Below are 23,907 nucleotides of genomic sequence, written 5' to 3' on the forward strand. Positions count from 1 at the left end.
CAAAAGCGCCCTTGTAATGTTCATTATCCCCAATATGGACCTGCTCCATAACCAGGTCCTGCCGGTCCTGGCATCATACCCGGTGCACAGCAATTGAAATGCTGACTACATTCTTCACAGCAGCATGATTCAGAGTGCGTACAATAATGTTTATGCTGGTACATATGATGGTTAATTGTTGTGGTATGCGACGGATGAATATGCGGCACCACCGTCGTTGAGAATGTGTGATTTACATTGTATACGGTCGGATGAACGATTGGCGGCGTAACATTAGTTCCAAGATACATTTTGAGCTCCCCTTTCATTTATTCTGTTTACATTAACAGCCTATGTCGAAAGGGGTAATCTTGTACTAAGGAAAATACCTATTTTTAGCAATTCATAAATTTATATTTATAAATTCTGATCGCTCACAATTGCAACACGCAATTTGAAAAGCTGTGTTCTTCAGTGAAAGGAGTCTCTCCCATCGATCTTAAGCTTGCCAATCTGGAAGTGTTCATTAAAGAATCGCATAAAAGCTATCTTTTAAGCTTGTAAACATAACTGCTGTCAGACAAACAACAACAAAAAATAAAAAGAAAATTGCTTTGTACATCTTACCCTCTCCATCATCATTTCATAGTCATTTTTATTAAACACAGTTATAAATTTTACTATCTTCGACTATGATAAACAACATGGATTTTCCTTTTTTTCGGAACTTTTTTATGAATTTTTTGTTACAAATTATCATATTTCGTCGTAAGATGATTATTCCGATGAAAATTATGATTATCTGGAGTAGTTTCTGCTTTCCTTTCCAATCGTTCCAATCTTTTCTCAAGCTGCTGAAAGGTCACTTGCTTTGTTTGAATGATTGCTGACTTATTCACCAATTCGATTGCTTTCATACAATAATCAGTTGCTAGATTAATATTTTTTTGTTTGTGTTCTAATATTTTTGAAGCCTCAATACAAGCTTCACTACTTAATTCATCTATGCCTATATCTGCCACTTTCATAAATAAATCCAAAGCCAGATCCCAAGCTTGGGATTTTTTCCATTGATACGCCAACGCCAATTTAGCACGATAGGATGTTAAGTCGGTTCCGTCAGCCAGTGTATTCAATACCTTTTTCGCTTCATTATGTTCTCCTAAAGAAGCAAACCAGCGACCTACTTCATATGTTTCCTTACGCGTTTGCGATTGGTCCTTGCCACACAATTGAAAGCTAATATGGGTATACAAGGTGATCAAAGATAGAATATCCACTTCATTATGCTTTAGGATTCCAATCATTCCATCAGGTTGTTTAGTTTCAATAAAATCAAAATAAATCATTGGTGCTAAATACCCTGGTATATCATCTACTCTTTCAATTCCTAAAACTTCCTTCTCAACAACTGCCAATTTCAATCTGTCCAGCTTATGCTTCCATAGTCTTCTGGCAGCATGATATAAATCGAAATGACCAAAAGAAGGCAATTTCGGTACATGGTCCCTAACTAGGGTGTGCCTCGTTTTCACTTGCGGCCAATCAAAGGATTTGCCGTTGTAAGTCACCAATGTTTTATAATCTACTTTTTCTAAAAAGCTTTGATATAAAGGTACTTCCGCCCCTGGGTTTGGAAGGATATGCTGTCTTAAGATAAGTTTGTCACCTGAAACACTTGCATAGCCAAGTAAAAAAATCGTGTTCCCTACCCCGCCTCCAAGTCCAGTTGTTTCAGTATCAAAGAAAAATAACTCCTCCGGTTTAAATCCAGCGGCCGACAATGGGTGGCTAACCATATCACAATTCCAAATATTGACAGCATCTACAAAATCTGCAAATCGATAAAGACCATGCTGATTAGAAAGGGGATAGCTGACTTCCCGAATTAAGCAGTAATCTTCATCAAAGTAAAATGGATAAACATTTTCATTTTTCCAGCGTTCCCGATATGGTATCTCAATTGACTTTTGTTCTTGAATGGTACTTATTTTTGAAATGTCCATCGCTAGATGAGGTCTCAGCCGGGATAACTTATCTTTTAATGACATCGCTTCACACCCTTAACCTCTTTCTATTTTTCAAAAAAGACTCAATAACTTTTAATGTATCATTTTTTGCAGCATCACCAATTGTTTCTGCTCCAATACAGGAAGGGCATCCGTGTTCACAATTACATCCCGCCACCATTTTTTTTGCATCTTCCAATACCTCAGCCATTTCCCCGTAAAGCTTTTCGCTTAATCCAATTCCCCCGGGGTAGCGATCATAAAAGAAAATAGTTGGTTTTTCATTGTGATCTGCTTTCACTTGAGGAACCACATGAATATCTTGCGGATCTGACATAACAAATAATGGTGCGATAGATTTTAGGGCATGTGCCGCCCCAACTAGACCTTGCTCCAGCCGTTCATTACCCATTTCCGCCAATGATTTGTTTAAAGAAATCCATGCCGCGTTCGAATGAAGCTCTTCTTCAGGAAGATGAATGGGTCCCGAACCGATATTTTCATGTGTTTCAAATTTTATTTTTTTAAAAATCGTTGCCATTGCTCGGACACTGACATCACCATAGCCTATTTCTATGTCCTCATTTTGCACTAGTTTATCGACTTCCAATACCTTTAATTGTACTGCCAAGTTCGCATCAGTATAGTAATCAACTGCCACTTCGCGGACAAATGCTTTTTTTTCTTCCCAATCCAACTTTTCAACCTGGAATTGTGTTCCTTGATGTAAATAAATTGCTTCTTCATGCAGCAGGGTCATCGCGGAAAAACGATCCATTTCACCGATTACTTTTATTTTAGCGATATCTGTTTGATCAATAATCACAATATTTTCCTGAGAGGCCGACCTTAGGCTGATATTATGAGCGGGAAAGGAATCATTCATCCAATACCATTTGTCACCGTTTTGATAGAGGACTCGTTCCTCTGTTAAATACTCCAGAAGCTCTTCTGTTTCCATCTTTCCAAATGGCTCACCTTTTTTAAACGGAAGTTCATAAGCTGCACACTTCATATGGTCGATTAAGATGATCAGATTATCAGGGTTGATCCGAGCTGTTTCAGGGCTCTTATTAAAAAAATACTCCGGGTTTTGGATCACATATTGATCAAGCGGGCTGGAACTTGCCACCATAATAACAAGCGCTTCACCGTGCCTCCTGCCGGCTCTGCCTGCCTGCTGCCAGGCACTTGAAATGGTTCCTGGGTAACCAGTCATAATACAGACCTGCAGTTGACCGATATCAACACCGAGTTCAAGTGCGTTCGTACTAACAACACCGTAAATTTCTCCGGAGCGGAGTCCCCTTTCAATCTTTCGTCTCTCAGTGGGCAGATAACCACCACGGTAGCCCATAATCGATTTTCTCCCCAATTGGTTTTTCACCAATTCCTGAAGGTAGGTTAAAATAATTTCAACCCTTACCCTGCTTCTAGCAAACACAATCGTCTGGATTTTATTTTTTAAAAGTTCACCCGCCAGTTTCCTAACTTCGAGCGTTGCACTTCTTCTTATATTTAAAGGCTTGTTTACAACCGGTGGATTATAAAATAGAAAATGCTTTCGGCCGCTGGGAGCACCATTATTATCAACCAAATACATCGGTTCTTCCGTTAGAGCTTCAGCATGTTCAAGCGGATTGGCAATGGTAGCAGATGTACAAATAAAAACTGGACTGCTCCCGTAGTAATGACAAATCCGTTTTAACCGTCGAATCACATTGGCAACATGGCTTCCGAATACCCCTCGATACGTATGAAGCTCATCAATAACAACAAATTTGAGATTTTCAAACAGAGAAACCCATTTAGTGTGATGGGGAAGAATCGCAGAGTGAAGCATATCTGGATTGGTTATCACAACATGACCAGCTTTTCTAACCTTTTGCCGGATATTTGCCGGGGTGTCTCCGTCATATGTGTAGCTATTTATGTTCATTCCTGCTGATTGGATCATTTCATTAATTTCACTTTTTTGATCCTGTGCAAGCGCCTTTGTCGGGAATATATACAGTGCTCTTGCTTCCGGATTTATTAGAATCCTTTGCATAACAGGCAAATTATAACAAAGCGTTTTCCCAGAGGCCGTAGGAGTGACTGCGACTATGCTTTTTCCCTCCGTAACCTTTTCAAATGCATTTTTTTGATGGGTATAAAGCTCGCCAATTCCTTTTTGTTTTAAGCTTTTTCGTAAAAGTGGATGTAAATTCTCTGGAAGAGGAACAGTCTGTGCTGCTTTTTCCTCAATTGTTCTCCAGCAAACAATATTTTCATTGAATTCATTATTTATTTTTAAATCAGCTAGTATAGCTTGTAAGCTTTTTTTTCCAATCATCTTTACTCACCTCAATACATTCATTTTATCGAATAAATGTTCGCAATAAAAGAATAAAGTGATATTTTCGGGTAATTTTATACGAAATTTTGGTGATTTACATTTCATACCAACAAATTAATTTTAAAAATAATTTATTTGAGTGTTTTCTCTGATAAAATAGAAAGAGATTCTTTATCGTGATATATGAGGTGATGTAACCATGAAAATAGAAGAAATAAAGAAGGTTTTAAGTGAATTTTCCCTCTTTCGGGTCCTAAATGATAGTGAATTAAGCAAAGTTGCAGATATTGCCATTACCCGAGAATGGAAGAAGCATAGCCATGTTTTTCTGCAAGGCGACCCGCTTGAAAATGTTTATTTTATTTATGCTGGCAAACTTAAGATCTATAAAACCGATATGAACGGAAAAGAACAAATTGTTTCCATTCTGAAAAAGGGGGAAATGTTCCCGCATGTTGGCTTTTTTAGGAAAGGCGACTACCCAGCTTTTGCAGAGGTGTTAGAAGCCTCTACCCTGATAACTGTTCCAATTTCACAGTTTGAAAATGTTCTAATTGAAAACCCGGAACTATGTATAAAGGTCTTTAACGTGCTCGGTGAAAAAATTGTTGACTTACAAAATAGACTAGAGGAACAAATTTTAAATAATACATATGAACAAATCATTAAACTGCTCATCAGGCTTGCCCAAAACCATGGTAAGGAGCTCAAAAATGGTACAATCCTATTAAAAGGGGAATTTACTAACAAGGATTTAGCCAATATGATTGGCACAACAAGAGAAACGATTAGCCGTACCCTGACAAAAATGAAAAAAGATGAATTAATTAGCGAAGATAAAGACGGAAATTTGATTCTAGATCCAACCACACTCTTAAACGAAATCATATAGAAAAGCGGAAGTGCCCGTTTAGCGATGTATGGACTAGAGCACATCGACTGAGATAAAGGAAACACGAAGAGCGTTAGCGCATTCGTGCTTGACTTATCGTAGGAAGATGGGCGAAGTACATTAGTCGTTGGGTGCTGGAGCTAGACAGTTATTAAAGTTCAAAGAATAAATTCTGATGTCAAAGAAAAACCGCAGACCTAAAGTCTGCGGTTTTCTTATAGGATAACGTATATACTTTGAAAACCGTCTAGATCCCGCGCTTTTCTCTATTAGACTGAGAGCATTTCCTTCATGTCCTCTTGTGCTGTGCTAATTAATTTTAGATTAAATGTGTCTTGGAGGACATTTAATACTCCCTCAGAAATAAATTCAGGTGCTTTTGGTCCAATCCTGATATCCTTGATCCCTAAGCTGAAAAGACCTAATAGAATCGCAACTGCTTTTTGCTCAAACCAAGAAAGTACAATACTTACTGGAAGTTCATTGATTTCACATTCAAAAGCTTCAGCAAGAGCTTTTGCAATTTTAACGGTAGACCCTGAGTTATTGCATTGTCCTAAATCGATATACCGTGGGATTTCCGTTCCAGGTACAGTACCATAATCAACGTCGTTAAAACGGAATTTTCCGCAGGATGTTGTCAGTATAACTGTTTCCGGAGGAAGTGATGTTGCCAGTTCCCTGTAGTACTCGCCGCCTTTACCAGGTGCATCACAGCCGGCAATAACAAAAAATCTTTTTATCTGTCCAGCTTTTACGGCTGCAATGACTTCAGGTGCTAAACCAAGAACTGTTTCATGATGGAAACCAGTTAATAATGTTTCTTCGGAGTCAATATTGGCTTCAGGAAGCTCCAAAGCTCTTTCAATTAATGGTCCAAAATCATCATTAACAATTTTTTGGACATTTTCTAAACCAGCTACTTCATAGCTGAACATCCGATCTGCATATGTGCCCTTAATCGGCATGACGCAGTTGGTTGTAGCTAATATAGCACCAGGGAAATTCTCAAACAGACGGCGCTGGTCATACCAAGCTTTTCCAATATTTCCTTTAAGATGTGAATACTTCTTCAATGCTGGATAGCCGTGTGCAGGCAGCATTTCAGAATGTGTATAAATATTGATTCCTTTTCCTTCAGTCTGCTTTAATAGTTCCTCTAAAGCAAAAAGATTGTGACCTGTTACAACAATACATTTGCCTTCGATTTTATTCTGACTTACACGAATAGGCTGAGGAATTCCAAGCCTTGTTGTATGGGCCTCGTCAAGCATTTCCATTACACGAACTGCTGATTGTCCGACTTTCATTGCCATTTCGATGTGTTCTTGGAGGTTAAAGTTTGAATTGGTAAGTGTCATATATAAGGCTTCATGAGTAGTTGAATCCACGAATGGGTCAGTGTAACCTAGTTGGTTAGCGTGAGTACGATAAGCCGCAATTCCTTTTAAACCAAAAATAATCGTATCCTGCAAGCTTGCGATTGTTTCATCTTTTCCACAAACACCAATTACTTGGCATCCGCCGGATGGCGTTTGTTCACATTGATGACAGAACATTTTATTTCCCCGCTTTCCTGTAATTTACTTTTATAGCATACAAATAAGATCACAGGAATAGAGTGATTTAGATCACTATCTTGTCAATCTTCACAATTCGTTCAAAAATTTATTACAATAATTTGAACCTTCTAGAAACTTACTACATATGATACTGTGTGAATTTTTGCTAAGAGAGGGGTATAACTTATGTCAACGATGCTTCCTAGTGATCCAAACCATAACAACAAAAATAAGCCGGAGCCTTTTGGGGAGCTAATAAAATCGATGCACGGCTTCTTTAATGAGAAACCAATTAAAGGATTTTTACAATCAATCGATGATTTTTTTAAAAATCCTTTTCCGGCTGGATTCAGCTTTCCCGTCGAAACAGTTGACAATGGTAAGGAATATATTGTTTCTGCTGAACTACCAGGTATAAAAAGAGAGCAAATTCAGTTAAACATCCAAGGGCATCTTTTAACGATTTCAGTTGATAATCACCAGGTTGAATTAGAAGAAGATGAAATCAACCTGGTTTTTAAGCAAAAAAAAATTCGACAATTATCTTCTAGAACCATTGCCCTTCCTCAAGTTATAAATGAGAAAAAAATTAAAGCATCTTATCGAGATGGACTTCTACAAATTGTAATCCCTCAAGAAAGAGGAAAAATAATTACCATTGAGGATACCAAATAGCTCTCCTCCTCGTCATTTAGGATGGATGTCCCCCACCCACCAAATACATCCTATATGCAGAACAAAAGACGGCGGTTAGCCGTCTTTTTTATTTTCCAGCTGCATACTAAGCTTTAAATACCCCGCCCAGGCCTTTTACGAGCGATGTAACTTGGTTTACGGCGTTCATCATTTGTCCCGCTGTATTCACCATTTTGTTAAAATCAACTGAGCCATCTTGCGATTTAAACGAATTAATTAATGAATGCATTCCACCAGGTTGTTTTGGCATTAAATTTTGTTTAGGATATGGGTTAATATAACCGTTCATTGGTGGTTGTTGATTTTGGTAAGGAAACATTTCTTCCTGCGGCTGTAAGGGATTTTGGAAAAGATATTGCGAATCCTTTTGTATAGAAGCCTGAGTTTGATAGGATGGCTGTTGAATATAGGGTTGATAGGTTTGGGCTTGATAGGGTTGATAAGCTTGGTTTAATGGCTGATATTGGCCAGGATAGTATGGATTCTGTGACTGAAACGATTGCCAATTTGCATTTTGAAATGGTGGTTGATACTGATATGGATTTGAATAACTTCTTATAAATCCTTTGTTCCATTGCTGCTCCAACGGATTCCCGTGCATCATTTGCCCCGAGTTTCCATAATTGAAATGCTGACTCCTGCTTTCAAACATGGGCAAACATCTCCTCCGCTATTCATCATTATACTTTATGTATTTAGCGGTAAAAGGTGATTATTTAAGTAAGGTGAAAGCGGCCAGTATGTTGTTTTCTTACTATAATAGAATATAAAAAAACGTGTCAATTAATGACACAAAGTGTCGGAAGTCTCAATTTTTGAAAAACTAAAAGAAGGAGTCTTTTCATGGTATGATAGAGAAAATGGTGAAGGAGGAGATCCATCATGAACATTAGCGAATTAAAAAGCAGGTTTATTAAATGTAAGGAATATTCTACTGATAATGTTAATCAATTATTGGATTTTGCCAAGAAAGCATATATTCACAACGAGATTAACATTAAAGAGTACAGCCTTCTTATCCGCGACCTGGAAGCAAACGGTGCAATGACTCCAGATAGTGAAAATGACAACTCCCTCATCACGCATATTATTTGAAACAACGAATTAAAGGGGAATGAAATCTAATGGATTGCTGTTATATCAGCAATCCATTTTTTTTACTTCTTTTACTACTTCTGATAGAAAATATTCAATTGACCGCTGAGAATGTAAGAATCTTGACTTGCTTGTTTCCGGGTAAAAGGCTTGAACAGACAACTGTTCAATTAGTCCGCAGGTGGAAGTGACCTGATTAATGTTCATATGCTTTGAATTAGATGTCTTTAACCATTTACATAAGTACATACTCCAATCATCCATCACCTTTTTTACTTCATCAGCAAAAGGTTTTACCACTTGGTAAAAGTCCTTCCTTTCTGTTTGAAGCCTAGCCTCTTCAAAATAGTGTAGAAATAAACGGTTATAGTTTAAAAGCACTTCTGTTAAGTGGATGATCTCCTCATTCATATCTAAAATTCCCCCAAAAAAATAAAAAGTAGCTATGGATTTCAAAGCTACTTGCTATCACCATTAATCATATTGTAACGTTTTTTTAAAACCTAATTCAAACTTCAATCCTACAGATTGGTTTTTTCCTATAGGATAATTGGTCAATTCCTCATTATTTTCTATTTCGCTTTTTATATATCTCTGTTCAAGAATAGCAATTCTTTTATCGGGTACAGCTAATCTCGTTACCTCTTCACGTACTATTTCTTTACGAAGGTCTGAAAACGAAGTCCTTAAGACAGATTCCAAATCGGCTAATTGTTCATTCATTTCAGAAAACATGATGAATAGTTGTTCTTTTTCGGTTGTTGGCTCATTCATTCGATAGACCTCCTTAGGGTATCTGTATAGGTAAAATTCTCTCTCTTTTTCTGTCTTCCTTCTCCCTTGACAAAACTAGAAGTGATTCGCCAAAGAAAGTGTCAAACTTGCATAAGGACATGATTATTTCGACACAATTCAAAATTCGCATGAAACTATTTAAATCAGTGCAAGCTATCCATGGAGGTGTTTACGATGCCAAAAAAGAATCCGCAAAACAAAAGGCCAGTACAAACCGAACAAGAAAAAAAGACAGGCTATGGCGATAAAAAACTTGAAGGTGAAAATCGCCCAGCGGAATAAGAAAAGCGGAAGTGCCCGTTTAGCGATGTATGGACTGGAGCGCTCCGATTGAGATAAAGGAAATACCGAGAGCGCTAGCGCATTCGTGCTTGACTTATCGTAATGAGGAGAACGAAGTACACTAGTCGCTGGGCGCTGGAGTTAGACAATAGAAAGCGGAAGCGCCCGTTTAGCGAGCGTTCATATCGAATTGAAAAGCAAGGGATTCTCTCCTTGCTTTTTTTATATTCTTTTTAGATGTAAGATTTTTTTTAGCTGGAGCATTAAATGAAGCTGTTCTTTTTTTGATATATACCAATCTGTGAGGTGGATTGTATGACGATGCCTAACTGGAGAATATATCCATGCTGGAGAAACAAACCTTGATAAACTCCAATCATTATATTCGTGAATATGGTGTTCCATCACAGGAAATGTCGTTCTTAAAAAAGGGGTATCCCTATTCGTTGACCTTAGAGTTATAAAATACTGTTCATAATCGTATCTTGAACCTGTATGAGGAGTCGTTTCTGCAAACTCGTAAAAATAAGGAAACAACCTTTGGTCAAAAAGAATCTTAGCAAGCCGTTTTCCTAAGTTAATCCTTTTTGAAAGAGACCGGAAGCCATTGGCACTTGCACCATAAAGCTCACCCCCACAAGTTGGAAACAGTACACAGCTAAAATGGAGCCAATCCTGAAAAGAAAAGATCATGGAATGAAATACCTTGCTTTTATATACAGGATGTTCAATAATGGGTGTTTGAATCACATTTTGCTCATTAATAATTAGAGCTGTCATTAGTCTGTATTGATCATTATCTTTCCAATACCTGATCCACTCCTTTTGGATAAAAGCAGATACCTTAAAATAAGGAAGTAAATGAAACATCGGACGTTTCATTTCCAACGAATATTGATAAACCAATAGCTGAGGAAATACATCATGAAATATGAGCCAGTTGGCTCGCTCATAGGTTAAGAAAAGCTGTTTCCTTGTTTTTGATTCTAACAGTTGGGGAAAGATAGACCCTTCTAGATCACACATATTCCATCCCCCATTCCTAGATACCATGCTTGCTAGAAATGACCAGATGATATCCGGGTTTTTTTTAAAATAAGCAAAATAGGCAGCTGTCCTTGAAATATTATCGATATTATTCCTATTGGTTTCAATCTGAATTTGACTAATAATTTTTTGATCCCCGATTGGAAGATGACTCATTTTTATCATCCCTAAATAGATAATTCGCCGTCAATCTTGCTATCCTAAAATTCACCTATTTATTAAAATGTATCAATTCCTTATTTTTATTCCTGCTAAGTTTACGCAAATTTGATATGATAGGTAGTAGTTTGTGAGGTGGTTTACATGAATTTCCACTACCCGAATGGAAAACAATACATTCCCTTGGAAAGTAATTCAAGGTCCAGTGTTATGAAAAAAACGAACGAATCCTTTAGCAACAGGGGAATGACTCTTGAGGAGGATTTAAACGAAACAAATGCTTTTTATCTTGAAAGGGAAATTGCTGTTATCCATAAAAAGCCAACACCCGTTCAAATCGTTCAAGTGGACTATCCACGGCGAAGTGCGGCAGTTATTAAAGAAGCCTATTTTAAACAAGCATCAACCACGGATTATAATGGGATTTATAAAGGAAAATACATCGACTTCGAGGCAAAAGAAACGCAGAACCCAACCTCATTTCCTTTAAAAAATTTCCATGAGCATCAAATCCGCCATATGGAGGCTGTCTTGAAACAAGGTGGAATCTGTTTCGTTATTCTTCGGTTTACGATTTATGAACAAGTTTACTTGCTGGAGGCTGAGCATTTGTTAACCTTTTGGAACAGGATGAACAATGGTGGAAGAAAGTCAATTACAAAGGCAGAAATAGACCAAAAGGCTCATTACATACCGCTTGGTTTTCAGCCGAGAATTGACTATATTAGAATAATAGAAAAACTTTATGATTTAGCGGAATGTAATATTTGCGAAGGTTTAGAAAGGAATGAACTTGATAATGGCGGAACAATATAAATCACGAGAGGAGCGCCGCAAACAACTCAATGCCAATAGCAGTAAAAATAACAAAGGTAAGAAAAAATCAGGCAGCTTAGTTAAAAAGATTTTTCTAACCATCATTGCACTTGGAATCGTTGGGATGTTGGGCGGTGTAGCAACTTTTGCATATTTAGTAAAAGATGCACCAAAACTCGACCCAAAATTATTAAAAGACCCAATCGCCTCAAAGATTTTAGATAAAGACGGCAAATTGATTACTGAAGTTGGCGCTGCTAACAGGGAATATGTTGAATACAAAGATATACCAAAGGTTGTCGAAGACGCCTTCTTAGCAACAGAGGATTATCGTTTTTACCAGCATCATGGTATTGACCCTATTCGTTTAGGCGGAGCACTCTTAGCAAATTTTCAGCACGGCTTTGGCAGTGAGGGTGCAAGTACGATTACACAGCAGGTTGTTAAAAATTCCTTTTTATCACCGCAAAAGACATTAAGAAGAAAAGTCGAAGAAGCTTGGTTAGCCTATCAGCTTGAACAAAAATATACAAAACATCAAATTTTTGAAATGTACGTGAACAAAATTTTCTTCTCAGAAAATAGTAATGGAGTTGCAACTGCGGCAAAATCCTATTATAACAAAAGTTTAAAAGACGTGACATTGTCTGAAGCTGCAATGCTTGCTGGACTGCCGCAAAGCCCTAATAATTATAATCCCTTTAACCATCCTGATTTGGCGGAAAAAAGGCGGAATATTGTCCTTAGCTTAATGAATCAACATGGCTACATTACCAAGACGGAAATGGAAAATGCTATGAAGGTTCCTGTTCAGTCGACGCTAGTGAAAGATGATCAGCGTAAATTGGATGAAAAACCTTATGATTCATTTGTTGACGCTGTTATTGATGAAGTTAAACAATCTGGAGACTTTGATATATTTTCCGATGGTTTAACCATTTATACAACTCTAGACAAAAATGCTCAATTATATGTAGATAAAATTATGAATACGAATGACGTCATTAAATATCCTGATGATCAATTTCAGGCTGGAATTACCGTATTGGATACGAAAACAGGCGAAATTCGGGCGATTGGCGGAGCGAGGAATCAACAGGTTAAACGCGGCTTTAACTACGCAATCGATACCAAGCGTCAACCAGGGTCTACGATTAAGCCTATTCTTGATTACGGACCGGCCATTGAATACCTCAATTGGGGAACCTATCAAATGATTGAGGACAAACCGGTTAAGTATTCAACAGGTGCAGAGTTCGGCAACTGGGATAACCGGTATATGGGCCCGATGACGATCCGCACAGCCCTCCAGTTGTCCCGTAATACGCCTGCTGTACAAACTTTACAACAGGTAGGATTAGAAAAAGCGAAAGACTTTGCAATCAATCTTGGGATTCCATTAAAAGAAATTTATGAATCATATGCAATTGGTGGTTTAGGCGGAAAGACCATTGGGGTTTCCCCGCTTGAAATGGCTGGTGCCTATAGTGCATTTGGTAACAAGGGGCTTTACACAAAACCCCACTCCATCAAAAAAATTAAACTGCGGGATGGAACAGAAATTGATACAACACCAGAAACAAAGGTTGTCATGAAAGATTCCACGGCCTTCATGATTACCGATATGCTCAAAAGTGTGCTTAAATCACCGGGCACCGGTGTAGCTGCCAATATCCCTGGCCTTCCTATTGCAGGTAAAACAGGTACGACAAACTATTCGGATGAAGACTTGCGCAAGTTTCATATCAGCTCTAGTAAATCGGTCCCAGATGCTTGGTTTACAGGCTACTCAACCAATTTTACTATATCCGTTTGGACCGGCTACAAGGATCAAAGAACGCCGATTCCACCTGGGGATAATCAAAAGATTGCTCAATATATTTTTAAAAATTTAATGTCCTATGTATCGAAGGGTGTGAGCACTCCCGATTTCACTGTCCCATCAAGCGTTCAAAAGGTTAGAATTGAAAAAGGCACTATGCCGCCTGTTTTGGCCAGTTCCTATACACCTGACAGTCAAGTAACCTATGAGTATGCGGTAAAAGGCCATGCACCAAAAAATGTTTCTACTAAATACATTAAGCTTTCGGCACCAACAAATGCAGCTGCAAAATACGATCAAGAAGCAAAGCAAATTGTGCTTTCTTGGAATTACAATAATACATCTGGTAAGAATGTGCAGTATGATGTAAGTGCTTCAGTAAACGGCGGCACGTCCCAGAAGCTTTCAACAACTTCCGAGATGGGGTTGAAGATTGCTAATCCAACTGCCGGAGGAAAATACACTTTTACGATCATTGCGGTCGGCAGCGGGCAAAGCAGTGATCCTGTAACAGTTTCCGTCGATATCCCTAATCCTGAGGTGCAAAACAACCAAGGGAATACTAGTGGAAACCAGGATAACCAGCAAGGAAATACTAGTGGAAACCAGGATAACCAGCAAGGGAATAACAACGGGACTCCTCCACCTCCTACAAATCCCACTGAAGGGAATGGCACTGGTGGAACCACCGGAACCGGTCAGACAGGTTCCACCGGCACAGGCGGTAGCAGCACTACTACTACAGGTCCTGCAGGGGGGAATGGTCCAGGAGGCAATGTTAATAGTGGCAATGGAACGGGAACAACCACTACTCCGGGTAAGACCCAATAATTGCTAAAAAAAAGCGTCTAGCTTCGGCTGGACGCTTTTTTTATCGTAATTTTTTTTGCAAACAGCTTTTCTTGTTCAATCATTAATTCACAGAGCTGAACATAGGCATGATGTATGCCAGGTCTAGCAATAATAAATGCTGCCCTCTCCTCCAAGTTAACTGGCTTCATACTCAAGTCAGGAAAAGCTGGGAGCTCCTTCAAACAAACTGGTTTCTCATTACTCCAAAATAAATATTGCAGAAATAGTCCTGTTCCGTTCTTCATCTTTTCGATGACCCCATTCTTTTTCCGTTGATGATGAAGTTCTTCAATCCCTATTTTTAGCCTGTTCCATTCATCAAGTATTTGAGGCAGAAATTCAACAGGATTTGTCCATGGCTTATTAGCAACTATCCCATTATAAAATAAAATTTCATAGCGGAAATTATCCCCTGTCCATAAAGATTTATCAGCTAAATCTAGACTCATTTCTTTTTCAGAAAAAAAGAATGGGTGGTAAAGTTCTAATGGAATGGGCAGCTTTTTCATGTTTTCAGCCATTTGAACTCACCTTTCCTTTCAGTCTCTTCTTCCCTTCCCGACATAGATCAAGCAACGGGCAACTAGTACACTGTGGGTTTTGCGCTTTACAATGATATCGCCCGAAAAAAATCATCCGATGGTGGGTAATTGACCATTCAGCTCTTGGAACCTTCTTCATAAGTGTTTTTTCAACCTCTAGGACAGAGTCTTTCCAGCGGCATATTGCAAGGCGTTTACTCACTCTTTCAACATGGGTATCGACAGCAATGGCCGGCTCGCCAAAAGCGACTGAAACAACGACATTTGCTGTCTTACGGCCGACTCCAGGAAGATTGATTAGCTCATCCCTGTCACGAGGAATTTGACCCTTATATTTTTCTAAAACCAGCCTGCACAGGCTTTGAATATTTTTGGCTTTATTCCGGTAAAGACCGATCGAGCGAATATCATTTTGCAGCTCTTCAAGCGGCACTTCAAGATAATCCGCCGGTGTTTTATATTTTGTAAATAAATCTTTTGTCACCTTGTTAACCAGTGCATCCGTGCATTGAGCAGAAAGCGAAACAGCAATCACTAATTCAAACGGATTTGAATGATTTAATTCACAGTGTGCCTCGGGAAACATTTCCCCCATTTTATCAAGACAAAAACGAATTTGTGTGTTATTTAACATGAACATCACCCGCAATTAGATAAGTAGAAACACCCGTTAGAGAAATTCACTCGGCTGGCAGACTAAAAGCGCCACTGCCTTCTTGCAGTAACCAGCACGTTCTCTGCGATGGTGCTAGACAATTATTGTAGTTCAAAGGAATGCTTTTCTAACAGGTTAGAAAAACGAGAGAAAAGTTCTCTCGTTTTGACCGACTATTGTTCCAACCAATTATAGAAAGGAATAGCTGCCGGCTTTTGTACTTCATTATGAGTTTTTCGATTCTGCAATTGTTTTTGTCGAAATTTTCGTCCTTGATTTTTTGCTTGTTCAATTGTTTTAATACCATTTTTCTTCCATTCAAATAATATCCTATCAATATAACGAAAATTCAACTTTCCTGACATAACCGCTTCTTTGAGAGCCGCTTTTATGATCACCGGGTCGTGATGGTCATCATCCATCCACATTGCAAGGGATTCACATTCAAACGGTGATAATGGTCTTCCAAATTCTTTTTCAAAGCATGTATATAAGTCAGTTTCTTCTACCTGCTTACTTAACTGTTGACTGCTCTTTTGACTTGCCAAAAATTGATCAACTAATCTTTCCCATAGTGGCTCTAATGAATATTTTTCATATCTGATTCCTTCAGTTGAATACCCTTCAATAATTTCGATAAATCCACGCTGTATAAGTTTTCTCAGCATTTCTGCACATTCAGAATTTGTGGTCGTCATCCGTTCTGAAAGCTCTTCAGGAGTAGGAAATTCTTTACCTTTTTGGATAAACGTGAGTAAGTGTATGATTAGAATAAGTTCATATTCATTTATATTTAAATTTCGATACTCAGAAAATAAAACTGCAGGAATGGTAATATTTCCTTCCTGTAGCCAAGATAACAAGCTTGCTTTCATCATTACAACACCTCCTTTTAAGTATATCATGAACCATACATTTCAGTTAAGGTGAAATAATACCAGTAAAGATGCCAACTAAAAAAGCCTGCTAAAGCAGACTTTTTCTAGGTAATAAAATTTATTTTTTTGAAGTAACGAATTGGCGCATTCTTTCTACTGCTGCTTCTAAAAGCTCTAAAGACGTTGCATAAGAAAGGCGGATATTATCAGGAGTACCAAATCCCGATCCCGGAACAACTGCAACTCCTGCTTCAACCAGCAATGCCTCAACAAACTCGTCTACATTTCTGTACCCTGTCATTGTTGCGGCCTCTTTGACATTCGGGAACAAGTAAAAGGCACCTTGTGGCTTTACGCAGGTAAAACCAGGAATCGAGACAAGCTTATCAAAGATAGCCACTAATCGTTTTTCAAAGGCCTGACGCATCTCTTCAACAGGCTCTTGTGATCCCGTGTAAGCAGCAATCGCACCGTATTGAGCAGATGTTGTCGGGTTTGAAGTACTGTGGCTAGCAAGATTCGACATCGCTTTAATGATTTTTTCATTTCCCGCAGCATAGCCAATTCTCCATCCAGTCATGGAGTGAGACTTTGAAACGCCATTGATAATGATTGTTAGTTCCTTTAATTCAGTTGATAATTGGGCAATGGAAATATGCACGCTATCCCCATAAATTAATTTTTCATATATTTCGTCAGAGACAATAAGTATGTTCTTTTCAAGACAAACTTTCCCTAATTCTTCTAACTCTTCTTTGGTATATAGTACACCTGTTGGGTTGCTAGGCGAGTTAAGAATGAGTGCTCTTGTTTTTTCTGTAATGGCTTCTCTTAATTGCTGGGCAGTGATTTTAAATTGGTTGCTTTCTAAACCTTCCACATAAACGGGCTTTCCACCGGCCAGTTTAACCTGTTCAGGATAACTTACCCAATATGGTGAAGGAATAATAACCTCGTCCCCATCATTTAGGATAACTTGAAATAACGAATATAGCACATGCTTCGCACCGTTTCCTACTATTATTTCACCCGGCTTGTATTCAATACCCTGATCTGCTTGGAATTTTTGAATAATTGCCTTTTTAAGTGCGGGTAGTCCTGAAGATGGTGTATATTTTGTATGGCCTTCGTTCATTGATTTATATGCTGCATCAATAATAAATTGAGGAGTATTAAAATCCGGTTCTCCTGCTCCTAAACCGATTACGTCTACCCCTTGCTCTTTTAATTCTTTAGCTTTTGCTGTAATTGCCAAAGTTGTAGATGGGGTCAATGACAACACCCTGTTAGCTAATTTTACTTCCATTTTATTTCCTCCATTCTCCTGAAAAGCTATAAATTTTCAATCTTTTTAAGCCACTCACCAGTTTGAAAATGTATATAATAATAATTCATTAAATTATTATCAGAGAGGTAGTAGATTTCCCAAAACGGGATCTTCTTTTCCATTCCTAAGCGAACAGAAACAATCTTTTTCGGATTTTTCGATTCTTCTAGTTTTTGGATAGCCTGCTGCTTGGATAAGCCGCTGTTTGCTTTTTTTACAATCACTTGCTTGTTTTTTTCAGGGATCCAAACAATTATTTTTTCACCCTTTTTATTCTTTCCTTCAATAACATAAACAGTTTCAATTCCGTTGTATATGTGGAAATCCTCTACATGACTAAAATGAACCTTTTTGTCAGCTAACGCAACTGCTTTTTTCTCAGCTGCCTTGACAGGTTCAAATGCCTGTATATAAACCTTCACTAGAATACCTGACATAATTAATATGAGCACAACTAATGACACAATCCATTTTTTCACTTTTTTCACTTCACTATGTACGATAAATCGTAAAAATTGCTTTATTCTGGTCCTCGTTATCTAGGGCTAGCCCAAACATTAAATCCTTTTCTTTTAATGTTCGGTTTAGTGTGTCAACAGTTTTATATAAATCCGCGTTGTTCTGGATTTTAACTGTTGAAAGAACTTCAATTTTGGTCTCCATTAAAAATTTCCTCCTTTATCCTTATTTCTTATTCATGTTGGCTCCATTTCACCAAGTAAATAGGATATGATTGCAAAAATAAAGGAATCCACTAACTCATTATAACAGCTTAAACCAATTTAGCTACCTAAAGAAATATATTTAGCAAACTTTTTGTTCGGTTATTCACAGATCATGGTTGATTGTCAAGATCATCCATTTATTGCAAAATAAATGGTGAATCGGGCTATATATTTTTTCATAACCATTGGTGAATAAAGTCAATGAGTTCATCAATTGATCCGTTTCTTACACGAATCTCAGGGACCGACTTTAAGAAGGCCTTTCCATATGTTGTTGAAATAATCCTTTTATCAAAAACAACGATGATGCCTCGATCCTGTTCTGTTCTGATTAATCTTCCAAATCCTTGTTTAAACCGTAAAACAGCTTCTGGTAATGAATAATCCGAAAAAGCGTTTCCCCCCTGTTCTTTCACATAATCGCATTTCGCTGCTGTAAAGGGATCATCCGGGGGGCTAAACGGAAGCCGTACGATAACAAGACAGGTTAAATCCTCTCCCGGGATGTCTACACCCTCCCAGAAGCTGCTTGTACCAAGTAGGATTGCCTTTTCATAGCGCTGGAAATTTCTTGTCAGTCTTGTTTGGCTTCCGCTCGTAATTCCTTGGGCAATAATGGCAAAGTCACTAAGAAATCCGCTTTCTTTAATCAATTCATAAGTCTTTTTCAGCATCTCATGGGATGTAAACAGGAGTAGCATTCTTCCCTTAGTGGCTTCGGCAATTGTAATAATATGCTCCGTTATTGCCACCACGTAATCATCAACTGAAACTGATTTTATTTCTGGAAGGTCCTCTGGAATCAGAAGCTCAACCTGATTTTTATAGTTGAATGGTGAAGGAATTACTATTTCATTAACAGGTAAATCTGTTAATCCTAATTCCTTCCTAATAAATTGATACGAGTGATTGATTGTTAATGTTGCTGAAGTAATGATAACACTCTTTTTCTTTAGAAAAAAATCGCTCGTAAGATAATCGGCAACCGAAGCAGGCTGTTGCGTAATGTTTGTCACGTTTTGTGGTGCGCGAAGATCTGTTTCAACCCATTTTACGTACTGAGAGTCTGCTAAGATAAGTGCTTTAACACTTTCTCTTACCTCGTCGATTTCAGTTAGGACTGAATGGATCTCCTCAATCATACTCATTTGTTCGTTCGTTAGCCGGTCTGATACACCTTTGAGGATATTCAATCTGGTGGTAAGTGCATCGTGTACATCCCGCAGTAAAAAAACAAACCTTTCTGCACTAGTAAGTAGTGCAGCTAATTCTCTGCTTTTATATTGATGTGTCAATCTCACCTTTAAACGATAATTATTTTTCTTTTGATTTGAATTTCTCTGAGTGTAAAAAACTGAAAGCTTAAAAAATTGATCCATTTCATAGGATAGATCGCCAATTAATTGATTCAATTCAAATGTATGCAGGATCTCTGCCTTTTTACCTTGGACTGCTTCTACGAGTTTTTCCAGCTGATAAAAAAGCTGTTTTTGTTCATAATTACCAAGTTGACCTAGTAGTAAGCGGACGGTCAAATAATCGAGAGACCGTCCCAAGAATTGTGCAGCCGCCTTTTCAAAGTGATGCCCTTCGTCAAGGATTACATAATCAGAATCCGGTAATAGCGAATGTTTAGACTTTAAATCACATAATAACATTGAATGGTTCGTTATAACTATATCGGCTATTTCAGCCTTGCTTTTTGCCCGAATATAAAAATCCTTTTCTTTCCAAGAATCCTTCTGCCCAAAAGCTGTTTGTTCATTTTTGATTTTATTCCAAAAAATCTGACCGCCGCTCGATAGATTTAATTCATCTTTATCACCGGTTTCTGTTTCCAAAAGCCAGATAAGAATCTGCATTTTCGTTAAGGTTGTATCGTAATTATCATTTTCGTCCAACAATGTTTGACTAAACTTTTCCAAACTCAAATAATGATCCTTTCCTTTCAAAAGGACAATTTTCACGGAAAAGGGCACTAGCTTTGTGAGCAGGGGGACTTCCTTTCGAATTAGCTGCTCCTGAAGCTGTATCGTGTAGGTACTAACGATAATTTTCTGACCAGTTTGCTTTGAGAAATAGGCAGCGGGAAGTAAGTAGCCGATTGATTTACCAACACCTGTTCCTGCTTCAATTAGATAATGGTGTGCTGTTTGAAATGCATTATATACTCCATCCATCATTGCAAACTGTCCTGTTCGTTTTTCATAGGAAGGAAGCACATTTTTTAGTATTTGTGTTTTTTCTTGATCATTTGCAGGAAACATGTGTTCTTTTGTTGATATAACTTCATGTGCTTCAGGGTGACACGTTCTGATTGCAATCCCATTAAAAATTTCGATGGACTCCGGTAATTTCTCGGTTGTTTTATCTTTTTCTATTAACAGTTCTTCGAACAATTGGTGTAAATCGCTTTTTAACCCTCCCGAAAGTTGGATAAGCTGCTTAAGAGTTTTATGGGGAAGCTTTGCAGCTTTTTCTAAAAAAAGCAAGAGCAACTCTGCTGTTACCTGTGCATCACTGTCAGCTTGATGTGGTCGATCATGCTTTAGTTTCGCTTGTTCCGCCAAATCAGTTAGTTTGTAACCATCCGCAGTTGGGTAAAGAATCCGTGCAAGTTCAACTGTATCAACAATCGATCCATAAAAGCCCTCATAGCCAGCTTCAATTAATTCTTCTTGAAGGAAGGATAAATCAAACAAAACATTATGGGCGACAAAATAGGCATCCTCTAATAATGACATTACTCTAGGAGCTATTTCAGAGAAGTCGGGGGCATCTTTTACCATCACATCATGTAAGCCCGTTAATTCTTCTATAAAAATTGGTATAGGCTGATTTGGATTAAGGAGTGACGAAAACGTGTCAGTGATTTTTCCGTTTTCAATCACTACCGCAGCAAATTGAATGATTTTATCGCCTTTTTTCGGAGAATTCCCTGTTGTTTCCAAATCAACCACAACAAATTTATTTAACATTCGATAAACACCTAACCTTTATATAAACCAACTTTCGTTTCACACAACCATCTACGATGGAATTAGATTCTAAGATCCATCCTTGCCAATAAAGACGGTGTGAACCCTGAGCTAGGCTTCACTACTTTCAAGTTGAAAAATGTGTATTGTCCCATTGCCATGGATATACTTATTCACTTTTGAAGCGCTCCGCCCCTTTTCCATATGAAAAAGGTATCATAAATAGGGTAAAAGCGAAAGATTACAGCAAAATTTGTTCTATCCTACTTTTACCTATTTAAAAATAAAAATCCCCATTAAAGGGGATTAAAGGATCGTATGAGCAGGTTCTGCATGTATCAATTCTTTTATACCATTGTTTTCATCCATAATCGCAACCCTTGGTTTATGGTCTGCGATTTTTTCCTCGGGAACCATTGCATAAGAAATAATAATGACAATATCACCTTCTTGAACAAGACGGGCGGCCGCTCCATTTAAACAAATCACACCACTGCCTCTTTCACCAGGAATGATATACGTTTCAAGTCGGGCCCCATTATTATTATTCACAATTGCTACTTTTTCATTAGCAACCATACCAACAGCATCAAGGATATTCTCATCAATTGTAATGCTGCCAACATAGTTTAGATTAGCTTCAGTGACGGTAGCCCGGTGTATTTTTCCATTCATCATTGTACGAAACATTGCTTTTTCTCTCCCCTTAACCTTCAGCTATTTTTAAAATCAAATTATCGATTAATCGTACAGCAGAAAATTTGACTGCCAGTGCAATTATGACCGTGCCAGTTAATTTATCCAATGGTTTTAACTGTGGATAACTGTATACTTCAACATAATCAATCTGACTATCTGTTTCCGTTTGAATTTGTTGAGAAATTAGCCCGATTATTTTTTCCGGATCTCTTTCACCGTTTTCAACTGCTGCCTTTGCTGTTTGCAAACTTTTGTATAAAACAGGGGCCTGGATCCGTTCGTTTGGCAGAAGATTTACATTTCGTGAGCTTTTAGCTAAGCCATCCTGCTCACGAATAATATCCACCGGGATAAGCTTTATCGAAAAATTAAAATCCTTGATAAGTCCATCTACGACCGCAACCTGCTGAGCATCTTTTTTCCCAAAATAAGCCCGTTCCGGCATGACAATGTTAAACAGCTTAGTTAAAACCGTGGCAACACCGTCGAAATGTCCTGGACGGGATTTCCCGCATAATACATCCGTACGGTCCACAACTTTAACCTGGATTGACCGGGAAGAAGGGTACATTTCGTCGACAGAAGGATAAAACAGATAATCAACTTGTTCTCCTGCTGTCAGCGCCCGGTCTCTTTCAAAGTCGCGCGGATAAGAATCATAATCCTCGTCCGGACCAAATTGTAATGGATTGACAAAAATGCTTACCACCACGATATCATTTTCTTGTCTTGCCTTTTTTATCAGGGTTAAATGTCCTTCATGTAAAAAACCCATTGTTGGAACAAAACCGATAGATTTTGATTGTGCTTTTTGCCTGATCATTTCAAGCTGCATCTCTTGAATCGTTGTCATTACCTTCATTTATTTTAAACCTCCGTACAGTCCCTTTAATTCTTCTTCCTTCATTGTGAATGAGTGCTGATCATCCGGAAATTGCTTATTTTTAACCTCGGCCGCATAGGACTGAATCGATTCCAAAATGAATGGATTTAAAGAATGGTACTGTTTCACGAATTTGGGCACCCTGTCTACTCCATAACCGAGAATGTCATGATATACGAGAACTTGTCCATCAACTTCAACTCCGGCACCAATGCCAATGACTGGAATGGATAATGACTTAGCCACTTCTTCAGCGAGCTGTTTAGGAACGCATTCAAGCACAATCATAAATGCGCCTGCTTCCTCACATTTTTTGGCATCATCAATGAGTTTTTTGGCAGCTCTTGCATCCTTGCCTTGTACTTTATATCCTCCTAGCACACCGACCGATTGCGGAGTTAAGCCTAAATGAGAGCAGACCGGAATGCCTGCTTTGGTAATCGCAGCTATTTTTTCAACTACCTCATCTGCACCTTCAAGTTTGACGGCGTGCGCACCTGCGTCCTGCATGATCCTTCCAGCATTTTTAAGAGTTTCGGATATCGACAAATGGTATGTTAAAAATGGCATATCAGTGACAATAAATGTATCCTTTGCTCCGCGTTTTACCGCTTTTGTATGGTGAATCATTTCCTCCAGTGTTACAGACACAGTTGAATCATAGCCCAGAACCACCATTCCCAATGAGTCGCCTACTAAAATAACATCTACCTTTCCTTCTTCTGCAAGTTTAGCTGCTGGATAATCATAGGCCGTCAGCATGACAATCTTTTCATTATTTTGTTTCATCTTAATAAAATCAGTTGTTTGCTTCATTCTTTTCCCTCCTTATTTAGAAAGAGGAAATAAAAAGATTCAAGGAGAATTTGCTTTAAA

The 23,907-nt window shown here is 38.2% G+C and carries 23 protein-coding genes; 5 read left to right on the top strand and 18 right to left on the bottom strand.

Annotated elements, in window-relative coordinates; translation table 11 throughout:
- Positions 1 to 23: 23 nt before the first annotated feature.
- From JN080_RS01270 to JN080_RS01285, 3 genes are all read right to left on the bottom strand, one after another.
- Complete coding sequence (locus tag JN080_RS01270) at positions 24 to 290, bottom strand: CotD family spore coat protein (RefSeq protein WP_256234060.1); 267 nt, start codon at positions 288 to 290, stop codon at positions 24 to 26.
- Between the two features lie 435 nt (positions 291 to 725).
- Positions 726 to 2,030 (bottom strand): ribonuclease H-like domain-containing protein, encoded by a 1,305-nt coding sequence (locus JN080_RS01280; RefSeq protein ID WP_256234062.1) that lies wholly within the window; start codon positions 2,028 to 2,030, stop codon positions 726 to 728.
- A 4-nt stretch (positions 2,031 to 2,034) separates the two neighbouring features.
- Positions 2,035 to 4,323: a DEAD/DEAH box helicase gene (locus JN080_RS01285; RefSeq protein WP_305473562.1), complete on the bottom strand. Its 2,289-nt coding sequence runs from the start codon at positions 4,321 to 4,323 to the stop codon at positions 2,035 to 2,037.
- Positions 4,324 to 4,525: 202 nt separating this feature from the next.
- Here JN080_RS01285 and JN080_RS01290 point away from each other — a divergent pair, with 202 nt between their 5' ends.
- Positions 4,526 to 5,218, top strand: a complete 693-nt coding sequence (locus JN080_RS01290) for a Crp/Fnr family transcriptional regulator (RefSeq protein ID WP_256234063.1) — start codon at positions 4,526 to 4,528, stop codon at positions 5,216 to 5,218.
- Positions 5,219 to 5,487: 269 nt separating this feature from the next.
- On the opposite strand, the gene hcp is transcribed toward JN080_RS01290, so the two are convergent.
- The gene (gene hcp / locus JN080_RS01295; protein WP_256234064.1) at positions 5,488 to 6,777 is read right to left on the bottom strand and encodes a hydroxylamine reductase; all 1,290 of its coding nucleotides are present in this window, start codon (positions 6,775 to 6,777) and stop codon (positions 5,488 to 5,490) included.
- Positions 6,778 to 6,966: 189 nt separating this feature from the next.
- On the opposite strand from hcp, the gene JN080_RS01300 reads away from it, so the two are divergent.
- Complete coding sequence (locus tag JN080_RS01300; RefSeq protein ID WP_256234065.1) at positions 6,967 to 7,455, top strand: Hsp20/alpha crystallin family protein; 489 nt, start codon at positions 6,967 to 6,969, stop codon at positions 7,453 to 7,455.
- 106 nt (positions 7,456 to 7,561) lie between these two features.
- On the opposite strand, the gene JN080_RS01305 is transcribed toward JN080_RS01300, so the two are convergent.
- A complete protein-coding gene (locus JN080_RS01305) occupies positions 7,562 to 8,128 on the bottom strand; it encodes a YppG family protein (protein WP_256234066.1) in 567 nt (188 codons plus the stop codon).
- 230 nt (positions 8,129 to 8,358) lie between these two features.
- Between JN080_RS01305 and yppF the strand changes: the two genes are divergently transcribed.
- Positions 8,359 to 8,571, top strand: coding sequence for a YppF family protein (gene yppF / locus JN080_RS01310; RefSeq protein WP_256234067.1), 213 nt, complete (start codon positions 8,359 to 8,361; stop codon positions 8,569 to 8,571).
- A 45-nt stretch (positions 8,572 to 8,616) separates the two neighbouring features.
- Here the strand turns inward: yppF and JN080_RS01315 are convergent, their stop codons facing one another.
- From JN080_RS01315 to JN080_RS01325, 3 genes are all read right to left on the bottom strand, one after another.
- Complete coding sequence (locus tag JN080_RS01315; protein ID WP_256234068.1) at positions 8,617 to 8,982, bottom strand: DUF1798 family protein; 366 nt, start codon at positions 8,980 to 8,982, stop codon at positions 8,617 to 8,619.
- 63 nt (positions 8,983 to 9,045) lie between these two features.
- Positions 9,046 to 9,345, bottom strand: a complete 300-nt coding sequence (locus JN080_RS01320; RefSeq protein WP_256234069.1) for a hypothetical protein — start codon at positions 9,343 to 9,345, stop codon at positions 9,046 to 9,048.
- 525 nt (positions 9,346 to 9,870) lie between these two features.
- Positions 9,871 to 10,851 (bottom strand): DUF2515 family protein, encoded by a 981-nt coding sequence (locus tag JN080_RS01325; RefSeq protein WP_256234070.1) that lies wholly within the window; start codon positions 10,849 to 10,851, stop codon positions 9,871 to 9,873.
- A 147-nt stretch (positions 10,852 to 10,998) separates the two neighbouring features.
- Here JN080_RS01325 and recU point away from each other — a divergent pair, with 147 nt between their 5' ends.
- Positions 10,999 to 11,670 carry a Holliday junction resolvase RecU gene (gene recU / locus JN080_RS01330; RefSeq protein WP_256234071.1) on the top strand — a complete coding sequence of 224 codons (672 nt, stop codon included), beginning with the start codon at positions 10,999 to 11,001 and terminating at the stop codon, positions 11,668 to 11,670.
- A complete protein-coding gene (locus tag JN080_RS01335; protein WP_256234072.1) occupies positions 11,642 to 14,323 on the top strand; it encodes a transglycosylase domain-containing protein in 2,682 nt (893 codons plus the stop codon). The genes recU and JN080_RS01335 overlap by 29 nt, the downstream gene beginning before the upstream one ends.
- Positions 14,324 to 14,340: 17 nt before the next feature.
- On the opposite strand, the gene JN080_RS01340 is transcribed toward JN080_RS01335, so the two are convergent.
- From JN080_RS01340 to panB, 10 genes are all read right to left on the bottom strand, one after another.
- Positions 14,341 to 14,865 (bottom strand): YpoC family protein, encoded by a 525-nt coding sequence (locus tag JN080_RS01340; protein ID WP_256234073.1) that lies wholly within the window; start codon positions 14,863 to 14,865, stop codon positions 14,341 to 14,343.
- A complete protein-coding gene (gene nth / locus JN080_RS01345; protein ID WP_256234074.1) occupies positions 14,858 to 15,520 on the bottom strand; it encodes an endonuclease III in 663 nt (220 codons plus the stop codon). The genes JN080_RS01340 and nth overlap by 8 nt, the downstream gene beginning before the upstream one ends.
- A 194-nt stretch (positions 15,521 to 15,714) precedes the next feature.
- Positions 15,715 to 16,419, bottom strand: coding sequence for a DnaD domain-containing protein (locus JN080_RS01350; protein WP_256234075.1), 705 nt, complete (start codon positions 16,417 to 16,419; stop codon positions 15,715 to 15,717).
- Positions 16,420 to 16,537: 118 nt separating this feature from the next.
- Positions 16,538 to 17,725, bottom strand: coding sequence for a pyridoxal phosphate-dependent aminotransferase (locus tag JN080_RS01355; RefSeq protein ID WP_256234076.1), 1,188 nt, complete (start codon positions 17,723 to 17,725; stop codon positions 16,538 to 16,540).
- Positions 17,726 to 17,751: 26 nt separating this feature from the next.
- On the bottom strand, positions 17,752 to 18,225 hold the full coding sequence (locus JN080_RS01360) for a cell wall elongation regulator TseB-like domain-containing protein (protein ID WP_256234077.1): 474 nt from the start codon (positions 18,223 to 18,225) through the stop codon (positions 17,752 to 17,754).
- Positions 18,226 to 18,238: 13 nt separating this feature from the next.
- Positions 18,239 to 18,409, bottom strand: a complete 171-nt coding sequence (locus JN080_RS01365) for a YpmA family protein (RefSeq protein WP_256234078.1) — start codon at positions 18,407 to 18,409, stop codon at positions 18,239 to 18,241.
- Positions 18,410 to 18,647: 238 nt separating this feature from the next.
- On the bottom strand, positions 18,648 to 21,449 hold the full coding sequence (gene dinG / locus JN080_RS01370; RefSeq protein WP_256234079.1) for an ATP-dependent DNA helicase DinG: 2,802 nt from the start codon (positions 21,447 to 21,449) through the stop codon (positions 18,648 to 18,650).
- Between the two features lie 306 nt (positions 21,450 to 21,755).
- On the bottom strand, positions 21,756 to 22,139 hold the full coding sequence (gene panD / locus JN080_RS01375) for an aspartate 1-decarboxylase (protein ID WP_256234080.1): 384 nt from the start codon (positions 22,137 to 22,139) through the stop codon (positions 21,756 to 21,758).
- A 16-nt stretch (positions 22,140 to 22,155) separates the two neighbouring features.
- Positions 22,156 to 23,010, bottom strand: a complete 855-nt coding sequence (gene panC / locus JN080_RS01380) for a pantoate--beta-alanine ligase (protein WP_256234081.1) — start codon at positions 23,008 to 23,010, stop codon at positions 22,156 to 22,158.
- A complete protein-coding gene (gene panB, locus JN080_RS01385) occupies positions 23,011 to 23,847 on the bottom strand; it encodes a 3-methyl-2-oxobutanoate hydroxymethyltransferase (protein ID WP_256234082.1) in 837 nt (278 codons plus the stop codon).
- Positions 23,848 to 23,907: the final 60 nt, after the last annotated feature.

It is taken from the genome of Bacillus sp. EB600, from assembly GCF_024494385.1.
In the GTDB taxonomy this organism is placed as follows: Bacteria; Bacillota; Bacilli; order Bacillales; family Cytobacillaceae; genus JAEVLT01.

What these genes read in the sequence shown, in the direction of transcription:
- JN080_RS01270 (WP_256234060.1), bottom strand. Translation starts at nt 290, where the DNA reads ATGTATCTTGGAACTAATGTTACGCCGCCAATCGTTCATCCGACCGTA.
- JN080_RS01280 (WP_256234062.1), bottom strand. Translation starts at nt 2,030, where the DNA reads ATGTCATTAAAAGATAAGTTATCCCGGCTGAGACCTCATCTAGCGATG.
- JN080_RS01285 (WP_305473562.1), bottom strand. Translation starts at nt 4,323, where the DNA reads ATGATTGGAAAAAAAAGCTTACAAGCTATACTAGCTGATTTAAAAATA.
- JN080_RS01290 (WP_256234063.1), top strand. Translation starts at nt 4,526, where the DNA reads ATGAAAATAGAAGAAATAAAGAAGGTTTTAAGTGAATTTTCCCTCTTT.
- hcp (WP_256234064.1), bottom strand. Translation starts at nt 6,777, where the DNA reads ATGTTCTGTCATCAATGTGAACAAACGCCATCCGGCGGATGCCAAGTA.
- JN080_RS01300 (WP_256234065.1), top strand. Translation starts at nt 6,967, where the DNA reads ATGTCAACGATGCTTCCTAGTGATCCAAACCATAACAACAAAAATAAG.
- JN080_RS01305 (WP_256234066.1), bottom strand. Translation starts at nt 8,128, where the DNA reads ATGTTTGAAAGCAGGAGTCAGCATTTCAATTATGGAAACTCGGGGCAA.
- yppF (WP_256234067.1), top strand. Translation starts at nt 8,359, where the DNA reads ATGAACATTAGCGAATTAAAAAGCAGGTTTATTAAATGTAAGGAATAT.
- JN080_RS01315 (WP_256234068.1), bottom strand. Translation starts at nt 8,982, where the DNA reads ATGAATGAGGAGATCATCCACTTAACAGAAGTGCTTTTAAACTATAAC.
- JN080_RS01320 (WP_256234069.1), bottom strand. Translation starts at nt 9,345, where the DNA reads ATGAATGAGCCAACAACCGAAAAAGAACAACTATTCATCATGTTTTCT.
- JN080_RS01325 (WP_256234070.1), bottom strand. Translation starts at nt 10,851, where the DNA reads ATGAGTCATCTTCCAATCGGGGATCAAAAAATTATTAGTCAAATTCAG.
- recU (WP_256234071.1), top strand. Translation starts at nt 10,999, where the DNA reads ATGAATTTCCACTACCCGAATGGAAAACAATACATTCCCTTGGAAAGT.
- JN080_RS01335 (WP_256234072.1), top strand. Translation starts at nt 11,642, where the DNA reads ATGAACTTGATAATGGCGGAACAATATAAATCACGAGAGGAGCGCCGC.
- JN080_RS01340 (WP_256234073.1), bottom strand. Translation starts at nt 14,865, where the DNA reads ATGGCTGAAAACATGAAAAAGCTGCCCATTCCATTAGAACTTTACCAC.
- nth (WP_256234074.1), bottom strand. Translation starts at nt 15,520, where the DNA reads ATGTTAAATAACACACAAATTCGTTTTTGTCTTGATAAAATGGGGGAA.
- JN080_RS01350 (WP_256234075.1), bottom strand. Translation starts at nt 16,419, where the DNA reads ATGATGAAAGCAAGCTTGTTATCTTGGCTACAGGAAGGAAATATTACC.
- JN080_RS01355 (WP_256234076.1), bottom strand. Translation starts at nt 17,725, where the DNA reads ATGGAAGTAAAATTAGCTAACAGGGTGTTGTCATTGACCCCATCTACA.
- JN080_RS01365 (WP_256234078.1), bottom strand. Translation starts at nt 18,409, where the DNA reads ATGGAGACCAAAATTGAAGTTCTTTCAACAGTTAAAATCCAGAACAAC.
- dinG (WP_256234079.1), bottom strand. Translation starts at nt 21,449, where the DNA reads ATGTTAAATAAATTTGTTGTGGTTGATTTGGAAACAACAGGGAATTCT.
- panD (WP_256234080.1), bottom strand. Translation starts at nt 22,139, where the DNA reads ATGTTTCGTACAATGATGAATGGAAAAATACACCGGGCTACCGTCACT.
- panC (WP_256234081.1), bottom strand. Translation starts at nt 23,010, where the DNA reads ATGAAGGTAATGACAACGATTCAAGAGATGCAGCTTGAAATGATCAGG.
- panB (WP_256234082.1), bottom strand. Translation starts at nt 23,847, where the DNA reads ATGAAGCAAACAACTGATTTTATTAAGATGAAACAAAATAATGAAAAG.